This window comes from Shewanella yunxiaonensis (assembly GCF_018223345.1).
Lineage (GTDB): Bacteria > Pseudomonadota > Gammaproteobacteria > Enterobacterales > Shewanellaceae > Shewanella > Shewanella yunxiaonensis.
Window position 1 is genome coordinate 1,031,605 of sequence record NZ_CP073587.1, and the last position, 17,743, is coordinate 1,049,347.

15 protein-coding genes are annotated in these 17,743 nt (G+C 47.4%); 9 read left to right on the forward strand and 6 right to left on the reverse strand.

Annotation, left to right across the window (positions count from 1 at the left end):
• Nucleotides 1–237: 237 nt before the first annotated feature.
• Nucleotides 238–1,644, reverse strand: a complete 1,407-nt coding sequence (locus KDN34_RS04825; protein WP_212595787.1) for a M20/M25/M40 family metallo-hydrolase — start codon at nucleotides 1,642–1,644, stop codon at nucleotides 238–240.
• Between the two features lie 135 nt (nucleotides 1,645–1,779).
• Here KDN34_RS04825 and KDN34_RS04830 point away from each other — a divergent pair, with 135 nt between their 5' ends.
• Nucleotides 1,780–2,076 carry an ArsR/SmtB family transcription factor gene (locus KDN34_RS04830; RefSeq protein ID WP_212595788.1) on the forward strand — a complete coding sequence of 99 codons (297 nt, stop codon included), beginning with the start codon at nucleotides 1,780–1,782 and terminating at the stop codon, nucleotides 2,074–2,076.
• 268 nt (nucleotides 2,077–2,344) lie between these two features.
• On the opposite strand, the gene rpsT is transcribed toward KDN34_RS04830, so the two are convergent.
• Nucleotides 2,345–2,611 carry a 30S ribosomal protein S20 gene (rpsT, locus tag KDN34_RS04835; protein ID WP_212595789.1) on the reverse strand — a complete coding sequence of 89 codons (267 nt, stop codon included), beginning with the start codon at nucleotides 2,609–2,611 and terminating at the stop codon, nucleotides 2,345–2,347.
• A 255-nt stretch (nucleotides 2,612–2,866) separates the two neighbouring features.
• Between rpsT and murJ the strand changes: the two genes are divergently transcribed.
• Genes murJ through ispH form a run of 6 tightly spaced genes read left to right on the forward strand, consistent with a single transcriptional unit; the run spans nucleotide 2,867 to nucleotide 10,180 of the window.
• Complete coding sequence (murJ, locus tag KDN34_RS04840; RefSeq protein ID WP_212595790.1) at nucleotides 2,867–4,429, forward strand: murein biosynthesis integral membrane protein MurJ; 1,563 nt, start codon at nucleotides 2,867–2,869, stop codon at nucleotides 4,427–4,429.
• A gap of 58 nt (nucleotides 4,430–4,487) precedes the next feature.
• Nucleotides 4,488–5,423 carry a bifunctional riboflavin kinase/FAD synthetase gene (gene ribF, locus KDN34_RS04845; RefSeq protein ID WP_212595791.1) on the forward strand — a complete coding sequence of 312 codons (936 nt, stop codon included), beginning with the start codon at nucleotides 4,488–4,490 and terminating at the stop codon, nucleotides 5,421–5,423.
• 30 nt (nucleotides 5,424–5,453) lie between these two features.
• Nucleotides 5,454–8,273, forward strand: a complete 2,820-nt coding sequence (ileS, locus tag KDN34_RS04850) for an isoleucine--tRNA ligase (protein WP_212595792.1) — start codon at nucleotides 5,454–5,456, stop codon at nucleotides 8,271–8,273.
• An 8-nt stretch (nucleotides 8,274–8,281) separates the two neighbouring features.
• Nucleotides 8,282–8,794: a signal peptidase II gene (gene lspA / locus KDN34_RS04855; protein WP_212595793.1), complete on the forward strand. Its 513-nt coding sequence runs from the start codon at nucleotides 8,282–8,284 to the stop codon at nucleotides 8,792–8,794.
• Between the two features lie 2 nt (nucleotides 8,795–8,796).
• Nucleotides 8,797–9,228 carry an FKBP-type peptidyl-prolyl cis-trans isomerase gene (fkpB, locus tag KDN34_RS04860; protein WP_212595794.1) on the forward strand — a complete coding sequence of 144 codons (432 nt, stop codon included), beginning with the start codon at nucleotides 8,797–8,799 and terminating at the stop codon, nucleotides 9,226–9,228.
• 22 nt (nucleotides 9,229–9,250) lie between these two features.
• Nucleotides 9,251–10,180 (forward strand): 4-hydroxy-3-methylbut-2-enyl diphosphate reductase, encoded by a 930-nt coding sequence (ispH, locus tag KDN34_RS04865; protein ID WP_212596528.1) that lies wholly within the window; start codon nucleotides 9,251–9,253, stop codon nucleotides 10,178–10,180.
• 96 nt (nucleotides 10,181–10,276) lie between these two features.
• Here the strand turns inward: ispH and KDN34_RS04870 are convergent, their stop codons facing one another.
• The 4 genes from KDN34_RS04870 to KDN34_RS04885 all read right to left on the reverse strand — a co-directional run bounded on the left by KDN34_RS04870 (nucleotide 10,277) and on the right by KDN34_RS04885 (nucleotide 14,594).
• Nucleotides 10,277–10,459 carry a DUF3545 family protein gene (locus tag KDN34_RS04870; RefSeq protein WP_212595795.1) on the reverse strand — a complete coding sequence of 61 codons (183 nt, stop codon included), beginning with the start codon at nucleotides 10,457–10,459 and terminating at the stop codon, nucleotides 10,277–10,279.
• Between the two features lie 179 nt (nucleotides 10,460–10,638).
• Nucleotides 10,639–12,276 carry a glucose-6-phosphate isomerase gene (gene pgi, locus KDN34_RS04875; RefSeq protein ID WP_212595796.1) on the reverse strand — a complete coding sequence of 546 codons (1,638 nt, stop codon included), beginning with the start codon at nucleotides 12,274–12,276 and terminating at the stop codon, nucleotides 10,639–10,641.
• 36 nt (nucleotides 12,277–12,312) lie between these two features.
• The gene (gene tal, locus KDN34_RS04880; protein WP_212595797.1) at nucleotides 12,313–13,266 is read right to left on the reverse strand and encodes a transaldolase; all 954 of its coding nucleotides are present in this window, start codon (nucleotides 13,264–13,266) and stop codon (nucleotides 12,313–12,315) included.
• A 206-nt stretch (nucleotides 13,267–13,472) separates the two neighbouring features.
• On the reverse strand, nucleotides 13,473–14,594 hold the full coding sequence (locus KDN34_RS04885; RefSeq protein ID WP_212595798.1) for an OmpA family protein: 1,122 nt from the start codon (nucleotides 14,592–14,594) through the stop codon (nucleotides 13,473–13,475).
• Nucleotides 14,595–15,372: 778 nt separating this feature from the next.
• Here KDN34_RS04885 and KDN34_RS04890 point away from each other — a divergent pair.
• Both KDN34_RS04890 and yaaA read left to right on the forward strand, forming a co-directional pair.
• A complete protein-coding gene (locus tag KDN34_RS04890) occupies nucleotides 15,373–16,839 on the forward strand; it encodes an alanine/glycine:cation symporter family protein (protein WP_212595799.1) in 1,467 nt (488 codons plus the stop codon).
• Between the two features lie 100 nt (nucleotides 16,840–16,939).
• Entirely contained in the window at nucleotides 16,940–17,713 is a 774-nt protein-coding gene (gene yaaA / locus KDN34_RS04895) for a peroxide stress protein YaaA (RefSeq protein ID WP_212595800.1), read from the forward strand.
• Nucleotides 17,714–17,743 lie beyond the last annotated feature (30 nt).

Genomic DNA, 17,743 nt, shown 5'->3' on the forward strand with positions numbered 1-17,743 from the left:
GGGTTAATTTTGAAACTTTCGTAACTAAAGTGAATTATCGCAGAAATTATGTTTTCTCTCGCTCATTTCCAGTTTAAAAAACTGAAAAATGAGACCTAAGTAGAGAGTTTACTACATAAATGGTGATGAGTGTCACAAATGAAATGGTGTTCGGGAGAATGTTGCGCTGTTTTTGAACATGTGTGTTACAGGGTATTCACAGGGAAGCCGCAACGGTTACAACTTCCCCACTGATTATTACTTAGAACCGCTGGTTAATGGTCTTAACGGCAGTATTGATTGTGCCATCTGATAGGCAAATGACGCATAGACCGCAACGTTTTGTGCTAACGCCGCCGGTTCAATCTTATCTAACGTATCATTGGGCGTATGGTGATAATCAAAGTAGTCTTCACCATCCTGGCGCAGTGAGGCAACCGGAACCCCGTAGGCAGGTAACAATGATACTTCTGAGCCTCCTCGAGCCTGGTTATCACCATTAGTGACACCTTGTGCCGCCAATACTGATAACTGTTGCTGTACCGCAGACAACGCTGCACTATTTACCTTAACGTCTGCGCGATAAATTCGTCCCGCGCCGAAATCGGATTCGGCGGCAATGTAATGGTCATTCATTTCTGCTTGATGTTGCGCCGCATAAGCTTTACCACCGATCAACCCAATCTCTTCGGCAGCAAAGAGCACCACCCGCACAGTCCTGGCCGGACGTTTTGGCTGATCGCCTATTAACTTTGCCGCTGCCGTGACAATAGCAACGCCAGCAGCATCATCTATCGCGCCAGTGCCCTCATCCCATGAGTCCAGATGTGCACCCAGTAATACAATCTCTTTTGGCTTGCTGCTGCCGGTAACTTCACCAATAACGTTGTAAGTGGTAGTGGTGCCAAGATCTTTTGGCGTCATCTTCAGAGCTAAGGTCACTTCATGACCGCGAGTTAACATGGCGTCCAGTTGGGTCGCATCTGGGTTCGTTAATGCCGCCGCAGGGATTTTGGGCACACCATCCTGATAATGCATCAGCCCTGTATGTGCCATACGATCATGGTCGGTACCGATTGAACGGATGAGCACTGCCACTGCGCCTTTGCGGGCGGCCTCAACTGCGCCGTTAGCTCGGCCGCCAACGCTTTTACCATAGCCGCTACCATTTTTATGGCGTTCAGTCTTTTGGTCGATGAACACTATTTTTCCCGCAACTAAGGAAGGCTCGGCTGCAATAAGGGACTGCAAATCGTTGAAACGGATTACTGTTGCCTGCAACCCTTGTGTTGGCGTGGCAACACTTCCGCCTAATGCGGTGATTATCAGTTTTTGCGGATATGGCGCTATTACAGCGGCACTGGCTTCTCCGCGTTGCCATACTGGAACCGTGACTGGTTCGCGGTAAACTTTATCAAACCCGAGTGATTTCAGCTTGGCTTCGGCCCAATCCACTGCCAGGGCATTTTCATGGCTGCCAGCAAGTCTGGGACCGACTTCGACAGTAAGGGATTCGGCAATTTTGTATGCCAAATCTGATTTCAGGGCATTGTGCTGTAAATTGCTGACAACTTCTTGATTTGTATACTCAGTTGCTGAAACTTTTAGGAGTGATAAATTGCATAGCAGCGTTACAGCACATAATAGCAGGGTAGGCTTTTTCATCAATTTCCTTCTTTTTTATAACGTGTGTCCCATTTTTAAAAACAATCTAACAAAAAATGTGCTTTGCGTCCCGACTAACTGCGTTAGCCACGGCTATATTAGGGTCGGAATTTATTAAAGGAGAGTGGGCTCGTTATGAATATAGAATTAATGCAACAGCGAGCAGACCATGCGGTCGTATTGCTGAAGGCACTTGCTAATGAGAGACGATTATTTATTCTGTGCTATCTCTTGAATGAAGGGGAGATGTGTGTCGGAGACATGAATAAGAAACTCGGCTTAAGCCAGTCCGCATTGTCTCAACATCTAGCCTGGCTGCGTAAAGATAATCTGGTAGCCACTCGAAAGGAAGCACAAACGGTTTATTACTCTCTGAAGAGTGACGAAGTCAAAGAGATGATCCGTTTAATTGACAATCTTTATTGCCATTAAACGGTTGCGTGCACTTTTAGAGACGTATTAGCAATTTTTGGCTGGTAGCCTGGATAAGTTATCCGCAGCGCAGTATGTGACTGCTGCGGAAGAATAGTAGTGGACATGGCCAGCCAAAACGTTGTAGTTGTTAGCTCGTTTTATCTACTGATGTGATTTTGCCTTTCTCCGAACGCTATCCTCTCAAGTTGTTCTCTTAAGCGATAAATTCTCAAAAAATTAGGGCAATAAAAAACCGGCTTTCGCCGGTTTTTTTCATAAGTGCTTATTAGGCAGCCAACGCTTTAATGCGGGTGTTCAGACGAGCCTTATGACGAGCAGCCTTATTCTTGTGGATCAGGCCTTTGGTAGCCATACGATCCAGGATAGGCTGTGCTGTAGCAAATGCTTCAACAGCAGCTTTGTGGTCACCGGCGCGGATAGCGGCGATAACTTTCTTAACATAAGTACGCATCATAGAGCGACGGCTTGCATTGTGTTGACGACGCTTTTCAGACTGAAGCGCGCGTTTCTTTGCAGTCTTGCTGTTAGCCAAGGTGCAACTCCTAAAAACTGGGAATTAAGACTTTTAAAGGCCGAGGAGGATGCCCGTTTTTCGCCTTTTTGTCAACGACAATGATGGAATATCCGCCATATAAAGCAAATAAATCCTTGGCGATTTGGCTTTCCTCAACCCAACTCGTGTAAGATGGGGCGCATTCTAACAGTAATTGCCGCCATGTGACAGTGTCCGATGGAAAATTTGAGACAAGTCCAGCAAGTCGGTCATGGGTTTTCCGGGGAAGTCTGATTGAGTAAAAAACTGGTGCGTTCAGGTCTGATTGTTAGCGTGATGACCTTGATTTCGCGCGTCTTAGGGCTTATCCGAGACGTGGTGGTCGCTAACCTGATGGGCGCGGGTGTCAGTGCAGATGTTTTTTTCTTTGCCAACAAAATTCCCAATTTTCTGAGACGCTTATTTGCGGAAGGGGCATTTGCACAGGCTTTTGTACCTGTACTCACTGAGTATCAGGAAACTAAATCCAGTGATGAAGTCAGACAACTACTGTCAAAAGTCGCGGGAACTCTTGGTATCTTGGTCTCGGTCGTTACTATGGTGGGCGTGCTGGCATCGCCAGTGCTGACGGCTTTATTTGGGGCTGGATGGTTTGTCGCCTGGGTAAATCATGAACCCGATGGTGCCAAGTTTGAGCTGGCATCTTTGATGCTGAAAATTACCTTCCCTTATCTGTGGTTTATCACCTTTACTGCGTTATCAGGTTCTATTCTTAATACCCGTGGTCGTTTTGCGATTTCAGCATTTACGCCGGTTTTTCTGAATGTTGCGATTATTGCTGCGGCTATCTGGCTGAGTCCCAGGTTAGAACGTCCGGAAATTGGCCTGGCGTGGGGCGTGTTTGCGGGTGGCATAATCCAGTTTTTATTTCAAATTCCATTCCTGTTGCGGGAACACGCATTAGTTAAACCAACCTGGGGATGGCACGACCCTGGTGTGGTTAAAATTCGGAAGCTGATGTTACCAGCGTTGTTTGGGGTGTCAGTGTCACAAATTAACCTGCTGTTAGATACCTTTATAGCCAGCTTTCTGATGACAGGTTCTATCAGCTGGCTGTACTACTCAGATCGATTACTGGAATTTCCACTGGGCCTGTTTGGTATTGCTATTGCTACGGTGATTTTGCCCACGTTGTCGCGTAAGCATGTTAATGCTGAGAGCACCGAATTCGGACAGACCATGGACTGGGGCGTGCGGGCGGTAATTTTGCTTGGTGCGCCCGCCATGGCCGGGTTGATAGTGCTTGCTAAACCGATGTTGATGGTGTTGTTTATGCGCGGTGCTTTCGATATCCAAGATGTGAATATGGCATCCAGTTCATTAATTGCTTATGGCAGTGGCCTGCTCAGTTTTATGCTGATTAAAGTGCTGGCGCCGGGGTATTACGCACGCCAAGACACCAAAACTCCGGTAAAAATCGGCATTATTGCCATGCTCAGCAATATGGTATTCAACATCATACTGGCATTTCCGTTTAGTTATGTCGGGTTGGCGATTGCGACATCGATGTCGGCATTATTAAATGCTGGTATGTTGTATCGAGGTTTACATTTAGCGGGGGTTTATCGTGTCAGCAGCAATACCTTGATCTTTTTACTGAAGGTCTTGCTGGCGGTGACAACGATGGTGTTGGTGTTAGTGTGGTTGTCTCCAGCGATGTCGGATTGGTTGCATTGGTCTATTCATCAACGAATCTGGCATCTTTTACGCCTGATCTTAGCGGGTGTCGCAGTTTATCTGTTGATTATTCTGCTGTTGGGCGGACGTCCATGGCGTAAACCGCTGCGCAAGGGCTGATTATGCAATTTAGCTGGTATATAATCCGCAAATTTCCTTGTGTGCAGTTGTTTGATTAATGGAACTGATTCGCGGAATACATAATATTCAGGCTCATCACCGCGGTTGTGTGCTGACCATCGGCAACTTCGATGGTGTTCATCGTGGGCATGCCGAGGTAATTACTAATCTGGTCAAGAAAGCCAGGCAATTAGGGTTACCTGCCACACTGATGACCTTTGAGCCGCAACCTCAGGAGCTATTTGCTGGTCAAAATGCCCCGGCAAGGATCAGTTTGCTTCGAGATAAGATTGCCCTGTTAGCCGAGTTAGGCGTTGATCGTCTGCTGTGTGTGCGTTTTGATCACCAATTTGCGCAGTTGCCGCCGGAACAGTTTGTTGAATCGTTATTGGTCGATAAACTTGGTGTCCGCTATCTGGTGATTGGTGATGATTTTCGCTTTGGTCAGAAACGTCGCGGTGATTTTGAAATGCTTTGTGAAGCCGGCGAACATCATGGTTTTGCTGTGGTAAACACTGCGAGCTTTTTGGTGGGAGACCAACGCGTCAGTTCTACTATGGTCCGTGAAGCTCTGGCCAAAGGAAATCTGGAACAGGCGCGGCGATTATTAGGTCATCCATTTACGTTGTCTGGCCGCGTGGTTCATGGTCAGCAGCTCGGTCGTACTTTGGGATTTCCCACCGCCAATATTGCGCTAAAACGGCAGGTTGTGCCGGTACGCGGTGTTTTTGCTGTCAGATTATGGTGGTCGGGTAGCGAGAAATATGACGGAGTTGCCAATGTTGGATTCCGTCCGACAGTGAAAGGTCAGAATTGTTTGCTGGAAGTCAATCTATTTGATTTCTCTGGCGATATTTATGGGAAACGGGTTGAAGTGGAACTGGTGGCGAAAATTCGTGATGAAAAGCCGTTCCAATCACTGGACGCGTTGCAAAAACAGATTATGAATGATGTTGATGACGCTAAGGCGTTACTCAGCAATGATGCGGGCTGAGTCATCAGCCATATAAATGGTAAAGGATCAATGAGCGACTATAAATCAACTTTGAATCTGCCGGAAACTGAGTTTCCGATGCGTGGTAACCTGGCAAACCGGGAACCCGAGATGCTGAAACGCTGGAATGATGAACAGCTATATCAGCAGATCCGCAACAGCCGTAGCGGCCGTGACATGTTTATTCTGCACGATGGCCCTCCATACGCAAACGGCAGTATTCATATTGGTCACTCAGTTAATAAGATCCTGAAAGACATCATTGTAAAGTCCAAGACCATGTCCGGTTTTGACGCACCTTATGTACCGGGATGGGACTGCCACGGTTTGCCTATTGAACTCAAAGTTGAGCAGAAGGTGGGTAAACCGGGCCAGAAAATTTCAGCGGCAGAATTCCGAGAACAGTGCCGTCAATATGCGGCGACTCAGGTGGATGGCCAGCGTCAGGACTTTATTCGTCTGGGAGTGCTGGGGGATTGGTATAATCCTTACCTCACAATGAACTTCAATACGGAAGCCAATATCGTTCGCTCATTGGCCAAAGTTATCAGCAATGGTCATCTGCAAAAAGGCGTGAAGCCGGTGCACTGGTGTACCGATTGTGGTTCGGCACTGGCCGAAGCGGAAGTGGAATATGAAGACCGCACTTCACCCGCTATTGATGTAGCCTTTGTTTGTGCAGAACCGGAAAAAGTCGCCGCAGCATTTGGCGTTACAGCGGTTACTGCTCCAGCCATGGTGATCTGGACCACCACGCCATGGACTATGCCAGCTAACCGCGCCTTGTGTGTCAGCCCTGAGCTGGACTACGTGCTGGTAGAAGCTGAACTGGAATCGGGCAAGAGGACACTGGTGCTGGCAGAAGCCCTTTATGAAGAGTGCCTCAAACGTTATGACGCCACAGCATCCCAAGTATTGGGGCGCTGCAAAGGTGAAGCGCTCGAACTGATCCGTTTCCAGCATCCATTTTATGAGTTTACAGTACCGGTGGTATTAGGCGATCACGTCACCACTGATTCCGGTACCGGTGTGGTGCACACTGCGCCTGGACACGGTCAGGATGACTTCGTGGTAGGCCAAAAATACGGTTTGGAAGTCGCGAATCCGGTCGGTGACAACGGTGTCTATAAAGATGACACTCCATTGTTTGCCGGTAAGCATGTGTTCAAAGCCAATGATGATGTCGTCGCCGTGTTGAAAGAGCGTGGCGCGCTGTTACATTATCAGGCCTATCGCCATAGTTACCCGCATTGCTGGCGCCACAAAACCCCAATTATTTTCCGTGCGACACCGCAATGGTTTATCTCTATGGATAACAAAGGGTTGCGTAGTGATGCGTTGAAAGAGATTGAACAGACGCAATGGATCCCTGACTGGGGTGAAGGCCGCATTGAGAAAATGGTCGCTAACCGCCCTGACTGGTGTATTTCCCGTCAGCGTACTTGGGGTGTCCCCATTACACTGTTTGTCCATAAAGATACCGATGAGCTACATCCCGACACTGTTGCGCTGATGGAAAAAGTTGCTGCGCGTATTGAACAACATGGTATTCAGGCCTGGTGGGATTTAGACATCGAAGAGCTGCTGGGTGCCGATGCTGCTAACTACCGCAAAGTGTCTGACACGTTGGATGTGTGGTATGACTCCGGCTCAACTTTTGCCACTGTGGTCGCGACTCGTCCGGAATTTCATGGGAAAGAAGCTGACCTTTATCTGGAAGGTTCAGATCAGCATCGTGGCTGGTTCATGTCGTCATTGATGTTGTCCACTGCCATGAATGGTAAGGCACCTTACAAGCAAGTGCTGACCCATGGTTTTACGGTCGATGCCAAAGGCCGCAAGATGTCCAAGTCATTGGGTAACGTCATTGCACCAATGGAAGTCATCAATAAGCTGGGGGCTGACATTCTGCGTTTGTGGGTAGCCTCCACGGATTACAGTGGTGAAATGACCGTTTCCGACGAAATTCTGAAACGCAGTGCCGATGCCTATCGTCGTATTCGCAACACCGCGCGCTTCCTGCTGGCTAATCTGAATGGTTTTAATCCAGAAACGGATACCATCGCTATCGAAGAGATGGTGGCGTTGGATCGCTGGGTGGTGCGTCGTGCCGCCGCATTGCAGCAGGAGTTACTGGAAGCTTACAACAGCTATAGTTTCCACATCGTGGTGCAGAAGCTGATGCAGTTCTGTTCGGTAGAGCTGGGTAGTTTCTATCTGGATATCATTAAAGATCGCCAGTACACCGCTAAAAGTAATGGTCATGCGCGCCGTAGCTGCCAATCAGCCCTGTTCTTGATTGCGGAAGCCATGGTCCGTTGGATCGCGCCAATTCTGAGCTTTACTGCCGATGAAATCTGGCAGTTAATGCCGGGCAAACGCGACACTTATGTGTTTACTCAGGAATGGTATGACGGCCTTAAATCTGTCACCTTGGACAACGATCTCAGCGATAGCTACTGGCAACAGTTGCTGCAAGTGCGTGATGAAGTCAACAAGGCCTTGGAACAGGGGCGTCGTGACCAACTGATTGGGGGGGCGTTAGAAGCTGAAGTGGTGTTATTTGCTGATGAAGCACTCGCTGACGCACTGGCAAAAATTGGTGATGAATTGCGTTTCGTGCTATTGACCTCGAAAGCTACCGTGCAGCCGTTGGCGCAGGCGCCTGCCGATGCCACTGACACAGAATTGTCGGCATTGAAACTGCAGGTTAGCAAAGCGGCTGCAGAAAAATGCGAACGTTGCTGGCATCATCGTGAAGATGTAGGCGTAAATCCTGCGCATCCACATCTTTGTGGTCGCTGTGTGACCAATATTGAAGGGGAAGGCGAGCAACGTCTGTTCGCTTAAGGTACCGTATGCCTGCTGACTGGAAACAGAGTGGTCTGCGCTGGTATTGGATAGTGGTGTTGGCCTTTATGGCGGACCAACTATCCAAACAGTGGATTCTGGCCAATTTTGATCTGTATGAATCGGTAAAACTGTTGCCGGTTTTCAACTTGACCTATGTGCGCAACTACGGTGCCGCTTTCAGTTTCCTCGGGGATGCTGGTGGCTGGCAACGCTGGATGTTTACCTTGGTCGCCGTGGGTTTCAGTGTTGTGCTGACCATCTGGTTACGTCGCTTACCTGCGGCAAAAAGGTTGCTGTCAGTAGCCTATACCCTGGTCATTGGCGGTGCGCTGGGTAATCTTTTGGATCGCCTGGTGCACGGATTTGTGGTGGATTTTCTCGATTTCCATTGGCAGACCAGCCACTATCCTGCTTTTAATATCGCTGATTCGGCTATCTGTGTCGGCGCATTTCTGATTGTGTGGGAGGCTTTTTTTGGCGATAAGGCCCAGGAAAAGCCCGCTGCAACAAAGGAATAGCTATGTCTGAGAAGCGTTCTCTACTGTGTCATATGGTAATCTTACTGGAAGATGGTTCCACCGCAGAAAATACCCGAGCAAATCATAAACCGGTACGTCTGAATATCGGCGATGGTAGTTTAAGCCCAGCGTTTGATGCCCAGCTTTCTGGGCTCGTTGTAGGCGACAAACATGATTTCACGTTAGCGCCGATTGATGCGTTTGGAGAGGTAAATCCCGATAATATCTATTATCTGGACCGTACCCGTTTCCCGGCCGATATGACGCTGGAGCCCGGCGTCATCGTCGGCTTTGCCGGTGCTAATGGCGCTGAAATTCCAGGCATTGTTCGAGAAGTTGCGGGAGATTCCGTCACCGTGGATATGAATCATCCATTGGCCGGACAGACACTAACATTCCAGTTAGAAGTGCTACAGGAGCTTAACGATGACTGATACCAAGCCACAACCATCAGCTCTGAATATTCTTCTGGCCAATCCTCGTGGTTTTTGTGCCGGTGTGGATCGTGCTATCAGTATTGTAGAGCGGGCGTTGGAACTGTTCTCTCCTCCAATTTATGTGCGACACGAAGTCGTACATAACCGCTATGTGGTGGAAGATCTGAAACACCGCGGGGCGGTATTCGTCGATGAACTCGATCAGGTCCCAGACAACAGCATTGTGATTTTCAGTGCACACGGCGTGTCGCAAGCCGTGCGTGGCGAAGCCAAACAGCGTGGACTGAAAGTCTTTGATGCGACCTGTCCATTGGTGACGAAAGTGCATCTGCAGGTGACCCGTGCCAGCCGTAAAGGCGTCGAGTGTATTTTGGTCGGTCATGCCGGTCACCCAGAGGTGGAAGGCACCATGGGGCAATATGATAATCCTGAGGGCGGAGTGTATCTGGTTGAGTCTCTGGAAGACGTTGCCAAGCTTCAGGTTAAAAATGCCAAAAACCTTTGCTTCGTCACCCAAACAACGCTGTCTGTTGATGACACCATAGATATCATTGCCGCGTTACAAAAGCGTTTTCCTTGCATTGAGGGGCCGCGTAAGGATGATATTTGTTACGCCACCCAGAATCGCCAGGATGCGGTACGTAAGATTGCATCAGATGTGGACCTATTAATTGTTGTTGGCTCTCGCAACAGCTCAAATTCAAATCGCCTAAAAGAACTCGCGCAGAAGTCTGGCACTAAGGCGTACTTGCTGGATAACGCCGCGGATATTGACGCTGACTGGTTTTCTGGGGTCACTAAAGTGGCGGTGACCGCAGGAGCATCTGCGCCAGAAGTGCTGGTGCAGCAAGTGGTGGACGCTATCGCTCAATTAGCGCCTAGTGTGATAACCGAAGTTGAAGGGCGCAAAGAAGATACCGTATTTGCGGTACCTGCTGAGTTAAGATAAACATACCTGGGCAGCGGCAGTATACTGCTACGTCATTCAGGACGGGACAGCTTCTAACAAAAAGGCCACGGTATTGACCATGGCCTTTTTTACATACTAAATCAGAAGGGTTTCCAAATCAGCATCAAAGCTGCTATCGATTTCCTTAAGCTCCCGCATTAAGCGGTGTTTTTCCTTTAACGCTTCAATCTCCCGCCATTTACGTTTTTTGGAGTTGCGAGAACGGCTGGGTCTTTCTTCCACTAGGTCAAGCGCACTACCATAATCTAATTGATCCATGGCAACCTCCTGTTGTTGTATGTTTTGTCAGCATTTAAATAGCATACTTGCTGAACAGGGTGCAAGCTAAATGTTTCCCCAGTGTTAAATGTTTAAGACATTTACATTAAGATGAAATTTCTTGATGTGAAGTGAGATAAGGCCGGGATTGAATGCCGGCCTTAATTATTTGATATGATTTAAATTCTTTGTTTTCTAAACAAACCAATCAGACTGTTACTGGAGCTATCAAGGTCATTACAGTCTTGTGGTGCAGAAAGTCGGGTTAACACAGCATTTCCTAATGTTTTCCCAAGCTCAACTCCCCATTGATCAAAGGCATTAATATCCCAAATAGCCCCTTGCACAAAGGTCCGATGCTCATAGAGTGCAATCAGTGCACCTAGGGTTTCGGGGGTCAGTTTATCCATCAGGATGGTATTACTGGGTTTATTCCCATGCATCACTTTATGACGGGCAATCAGCTGCTTTTCAGATGCACTTAAAGAACTGTTAGCGAGTTCTGTCAAGGCTTCCTCATAGGTGCGGCCTTGCATCAATGCTTGTGTCTGGCCAAAACAATTGGAGGCCAACTGTGCATGATGTTCACCTAAAGGATGATGACTTTGCAATGGCAGAATAAAGTCAGCGGGAATTAACGCTGTGCCTTGATGCAGCAGTTGATGATAGGCATGCTGACCGTTGGTGCCTTCGCCACCCCAAATCACCGGCCCGGTGCTGTAGTCTACAGTTTCACCATCTAAGGTAACGGACTTACCGTTACTTTCCATATCCAGTTGCTGGAAGTAAGCCGGTAAACCGCGCAAGTAATGATCGTAGGTCAACACCACATGCGATTGTGCGCCTTGGAAGTTGTTATACCAGATAGACAACAATCCCATTATTACGGGCATATTTTGCGCTAGTGGTGTTGCGGCGAAATGCACGTCCATTTCTCTCGCACCTTGCAACAGCAGGCGGAAATTATCCATACCAATCAATAATGCGATCGGCAGTCCTATGGCAGACCATAACGAATAGCGGCCACCCACCCAATCCCACATCGGAAAGATGTTATCGGCATCAATACCAAACGCTGTCGCTTTTTCAACATTCGAAGTGATAGCAGCGAAATGCTTGGCAACATCCGCTTGTGTATGCCCCTTGGCTAAGAACCAAGCTTTAGCTGAAAGCGTGTTGGTGAGCGTTTCCTGAGTACCAAAAGATTTAGAGGACATCAGAAACAGGGTCGTCTGTGGATCGAGCGCTTCAAGCTTATCGCTAAGACAACTACCGTCAACGTTTGCGACAAAATGGCAGTTGAGTTTGCCGTTCCAGTAGGGTTTCAGTGCTTCGGAAACGATTTTAGGACCGAGAAATGAGCCGCCAATGCCGATGGCAACCACATCGGTAATTTTCTTGCCAGTACAACCGCGCCACTCTCCGTGATATAACGCGTCGATAAACGCCGCCATTTTTTTGAGGGTTGCTTGTACTTCGGGGACGACATTGCAGTCATCGACCCGAATATCGGCATCAGCAGGTGCACGTAAAGCTGTATGCAGGACGGCACGTTTTTCGGTGGTGTTAATCAGCGCACCAGCAAACATCGCGGCAATTTTTTGCGGTAATCCCGCCTCTGCTGCAAGTTGCAGTAACTGTTGTACAACTTGGGCATCAATACGGTTTTTTGAGTAATCTAGTAGCAGCCCGCAGTCTTTAAGCGAGTATTTATCAAAGCGTTGCGGATCATCAGCAAACAACTGCCGCATGTGGGGTAGGGTGTTTACCAGTCCTGTCAGTGCCTGCCAACTTGTATATCGGGTGAGTTTACTCATGGGATAAATTCATAGTCCTTTATATCCAGAGCGAGCTTAAGCTAACTTAGCCTTAAGCATAGCCTCCAGTTTATCCTGATCGATGGCAAAGTTACGGATCCCCTCTGCCAGCTTTTCAACCGCCATGGCATCTTCGTTAAATACCCACCGAAATTCTGCTTCGGTCATGGGCGCTGGTGCAGGCTGAGTATCGTCGGCCGGTCTCAACTTTCGGGAAATAACCACGTCACTGTTGGCCAACTCTTCTAACAATGACGGGCCGATAGTCAAACGGTCGCAACCGGCAAGTTCGATGATTTCTCCGGTATTACGGAAGCTCGCACCCATCACGACGGTATTGTAGCCGTGCCGTTTGTAGTATTCATAGATTTTCGTAACAGACAGCACGCCAGGATCTTCACTGGCACTGTAGTCTGAACCGGTACTCTTTTTGTACCAATCTAAAATGCGGCCAACAAAGGGTGAAATGAGAAATACGCCCGCTTCAGCACAAGCTCTGGCCTGGGCGAAACTAAATAGCAGCGTTAAATTGCAGTTGATGCCCGATTGTTCGAGTTGTTTTGCCGCGCATACACCTTCCCAGGTGGATGCGAGTTTGATCAGAATACGTGATTTATCGATGCCCGCTTCTTGGTAGAGTTTTATCAGTTTCTGCGCTTTAGCGATTGATGCTGTTTTGTCAAAAGACAACCGAGCATCTACTTCGGTAGACACTTTACCAGGCACCAGTTTCAGGATTTCGACGCCGATATTGACTGCAAGTTTATCTGCGGCATCTTCCAATTGCTGGGCTTTGTCACTGCTTTGAGTTTTTGCCCAAGCAATTGCGTTATCAATGAGTCCCGCATATTCGGGAATTTGCGCAGCTTTGAGGATCAAAGACGGGTTAGTGGTTGCATCTTCCGGTTGATAACGTTTAATTGCTTCAATATCACCGGTGTCGGCAACTATGGTAGTCATGGATTTCAGTTGTGCGAGTGTATTCGCCATGGATAACGTCCTTTACAGATATTCTGTCAAACTTGCATGATCTTTACTTGTAATGTGTTCGCACATCTTGCCACTCACTGGATAGTCATGGCAACCGGAGGCAAATCGTTTGACGCAACAAACTTTTGTTGTGCCAGTGTACCGACTATCGCGGCAACAAAAAAGCCGCTGAAGACAGCGGCTTTTGTTCGGTATCAACTAACAGCTTATTTCAGCAGTGCTTGCTTATTTTTAAAGCTGATGTGAGCTTCAATGCGGCGGTTTGCTTCGTTAGCTTCAGGAGAAGTTCCCTGCACTAATGGCTGGGTTTCACCATAACCTTTGGCAGTGATACGAGAGGCTGCAATGCCATATTTATCCACCAGGATCTTGGCGACAGCGTCAGCACGTTTTTGAGACAACCACAGGTTGTAGCTGGCTTTACCTGGCAGCGAGGCATGGCCTGAAATTTCCAAATCAGCTTTTGGATATTTGTTCATAAAGCTGGCGACTTTTTCGATATCAGCCATGGAGTCTGGTTTTACCACGGATGAATTGTTATCGAACTTAGCGGCAATTTTCAGGGTTTCCAGCTTCTCTACGTAAATAGAACAACCCTTAGCGTCAACCTTGTGTTCGATAGGGGTATTTGGACACTGGTCCATATCATCAGTTACACCATCATGATCGCTATCGACTGGCGCAGCAGCGACGGGAGCTGGTGCTGGTTCTGGTGCTGGCATTGGTGCCGGTGTGCTATAGCCAAAGCGATAACTCAGTTCCAATCCCCAGTAGTTACTTTCCATGCTGAGGGTGTTCCACTTTTCTTCATCAAGATTTTCGTAGCGGCGATATTTTGCCTGCAGCTTGAGATTCTCGGTGATGTTGTAACCTACCCCCACACCAAAATAAGGTGCTACACCACTATCGCTGTAGTAGTGAGTGCCATATTGTTGTTTGTTAGAGATCAGGTAGTTCATCGCACCCGCTTCAGCAGACACGGCCCAATCTTGTGCTATAGGCCAGAAACCAACCAAGCCTAATGTTGCACCTTTGACACCCACATCATCTCTGACGTCGGAATAGTCAGTCCATTCAGCACGGCCCAGATTGCGATAACCGAGTTCAACACCAAAGTAATCACTAAACATGTAACCGCCAAAAACATCCCAAGCGAATGGGTCATCTTTGCCACAGGTTTTCATGGTTTTTTGATCACAGTTAGGTTCGTAATTATTGATACCTGCACCGGCACCGATGTACCAAGGCGTCAGTTCCTGTTCTGCTGCTGCCGCAACAAATGGCATAGCAGAAACCAGTAATAAAGAAGTAAGTTTAGCGTTCATCATACTCTCCATGTCCTATGAAGTTTGTTAGTCGTATATTCGACCTAGCGAGGGATAAATCCCGTTGTTATTAATCAACATTGAGAATTATCTGGCGTTATTAAAAAACTTTCCACACACAGCACAAAATTTCCTTTATTTGTAATGTATATGATTCTTATATGTGAATATTTGGTAAATATCCAGATTTAATATAGTTAAAATCAGTCTAATAACCGCGATTTCAAATACATGTTTGATGTTGTTCTTTAATCAAATGGAAAATTATGACAATCGGAAAATTATCATCATAAATAATCTGCACTGCTTTCTATTGGGCTTTCACATGTTGTCAGCGATTATGATTTATTAGTCAAAAGCGGTATTTCATCTAAAAATATTAAAAATTGTGAGATTTTTTTCGTATCTACTGCGGAATATTTGCCGTTAGCCAGCTTATGGTTTGATTGGGTGCAACAGATTTGTATTCATGCATTCTTTTCGGGTAGATTGATGGTGGAACCTGTTGTGGCAGGTCGGCGATATTCTGCACAGATGTTGTTGTGCATCTATTTTAGATGATTTGTATCGCCTTCTTATGCAATAAGGGAAATTGCAGAGATAATAAAAAATATAATTAAAACAATGTGGTGGATATGAATTGGAGGCCTTGAAACGGTGATGTTTGGCCGGTTGCGTTCAATTTATGCCTGATGTCTATTTTGTTGGTCTTGGGAGGATGTCTTGGGTCCTGCGGTGGTCATGGTCAATGACTTGCCGTTGTCGCCCTTGAGTTAAGCTCATGGTTGAAACTATCGTTAATTTCCTCAACTCCCTGTTATGGGGCAAGTTACTGGTTTATGCGCTTGTCGGTGCAGGTCTGTATTTCACAATTAGATTGTTATTTATTCAAGTAACTCATTTAGGCCATTCAGCGCGGATCATGATGACCAGTCGTGAAGGTTGCGACAGTGGTTTGTCGTCGTTTCAAGTCTTTTGTACCAGCATGGCAGCCAGAGTTGGTGCGGGTAATATGGCCGGGGTGGCTGTTGCTATCAGTACCGCCGGCCCGGGCGCAGTATTCTGGATGTGGGTCATTGCATTGCTGGGCATGGCGACGGCAATGGTTGAGTCAACCCTCGCCCAAGTCTATAAAGTGAGGGATAAAGACGGACAGTTCCGTGGTGGTCCATCCTATTATATGGAACGTGGACTGGGACAACGGTGGATGGGGATCCTGTTTGCGGTATTTCTGATTATCTCTTTTGGCTTGGTTTTCAATGCCGTACAGGCTAACACTATTACCGGGGCGATGACGGAAGTATTCGGTTGGCAACCCGCCTGGATAGGTGTTTTGCTGGTCGTTGGTAGTGCCTTAGTGATTATGGGCGGACTACGCAAAGTCGCTCGAGTCTCGGAAGTGATTGTCCCGGTGATGGCGCTTGCTTATATCGCTATCGCGTTAGTTGTTGTCGCAATGAATATTAGTCAGCTCCCGGCAATTTTAGTCATGGTGGTGAAAAGTGCTTTTGGTTGGCAGGAAGTGGCCGCGGGTGGTGTTGCGTACACAGCATCTCAAGCATTACAAGCCGGGATTGCGCGTGGACTATTTTCTAATGAAGCCGGTATGGGCAGTGCAGCTAATGTCGCAGCGAGTGCCTCTCCGACACCTAACCACCCGGCGTCACAGGGCTTTGTACAGATGGTAGGCGTGTTTATGGACACTATCGTCATATGCAGTGCCACTGCCGCCATTATTCTATTGTCGGGTGAATGGAATAACAGTGCTGAAGATGGTATTCAACTGACCATTAATGCGCTGAGTCATCATGTAGGTTCATGGGGCGGCTGGTTTGTTGCGGGGTCAATTCTGCTGTTTTGTTTCACGTCGATCATTGCCAATTATTCATACGCTGAAACCAACGTGTTGTTTCTTACCGGTAATAGCAAAAAGGCCATCGCCATATTCAAGCTACTGGTGCTGGCGATGGTGATGTTTGGCTCGGTGGCGAAGATTTCGTTGGTGTGGAATATGGCTGACCTTTCCATGGGGCTGATGGCCATGGTGAATATTCTGGCACTGGTACTGTTATCTGGGGTTGCCATGAGAGTTATCAATGATTATCGAGAGCAATTGAGTGAAGGTAAAAGCCCGGTATTTGATAAACGACAGTTTCCAGATCTGGCATCGCAGATTGATGACGATATCTGGAATGGCGAGTCAGAAGAACCAGTAACCGAGGCAGTCGTTGTCGAGGCTAATACCTGACATCGTTTAAGCCTATCGAAAAAACCACGCAATCACTGCGTGGTTTTTTTATTATGGATCAGTATGATATTAACAATTGAAACGCCAATTGGAGTGACGAATGCTTATCCTGATTTCGCCTGCAAAAACTTTAGATTTTGAACATCCTGCAGCGGTGAAACAATATTCCCAGCCCGAATATCTACAGTACAGTGAGCAGTTGATGGCGGAGTGCCGCCAATTAACCCCTTCACAAATTGCATCATTGATGAAAGTCAGTGATAAAATCGCTGGCCTGAATGCCGCACGTTTTGCGCAGTGGCGTCCTCCTTTTTCTCCTGATAATGCTAAGCAGGCACTGTATGCCTTTCGTGGTGATGTCTATACCGGGCTTGATGCCGATACCATGTCTGAAACCTTAGTGGAAAATGCCCAACAACACCTGCGGATCTTGTCTGGCTTATACGGGTTATTGAAGCCCTTGGATTTAATGCAGCCTTATCGTCTGGAGATGGGAATACCGCTGCAAAATCAGAAAGGGACAAATCTGTATCAATTTTGGGGCAATACCCTTACTGAAGGGATTAACCAAGCATTACTGGGGCAGCCGGATAAATTGATCATCAATCTGGCATCTAATGAGTATTTTAAGGCGGTACGCCCTGAGAAACTTAGCGGTCAGCTAATCTCGCCAGTTTTTAAAGATGCCAAAAATGGTCAATACAAAATTATCAGCTTCTATGCCAAAAAGGCGCGCGGCTTAATGGCGCGTTATTTGCTGGAACATCCAATAACAAAGGCGGAAGAACTGCAGCAGTTTAACCGTGCGGGTTACTACTATTGCGCCGCACAGTCGACAGCTAATACGCCAGTATTTCTTCGGGAAGAACAATAGGCATACATAACTGAAAAGGCCGGTGAGTTA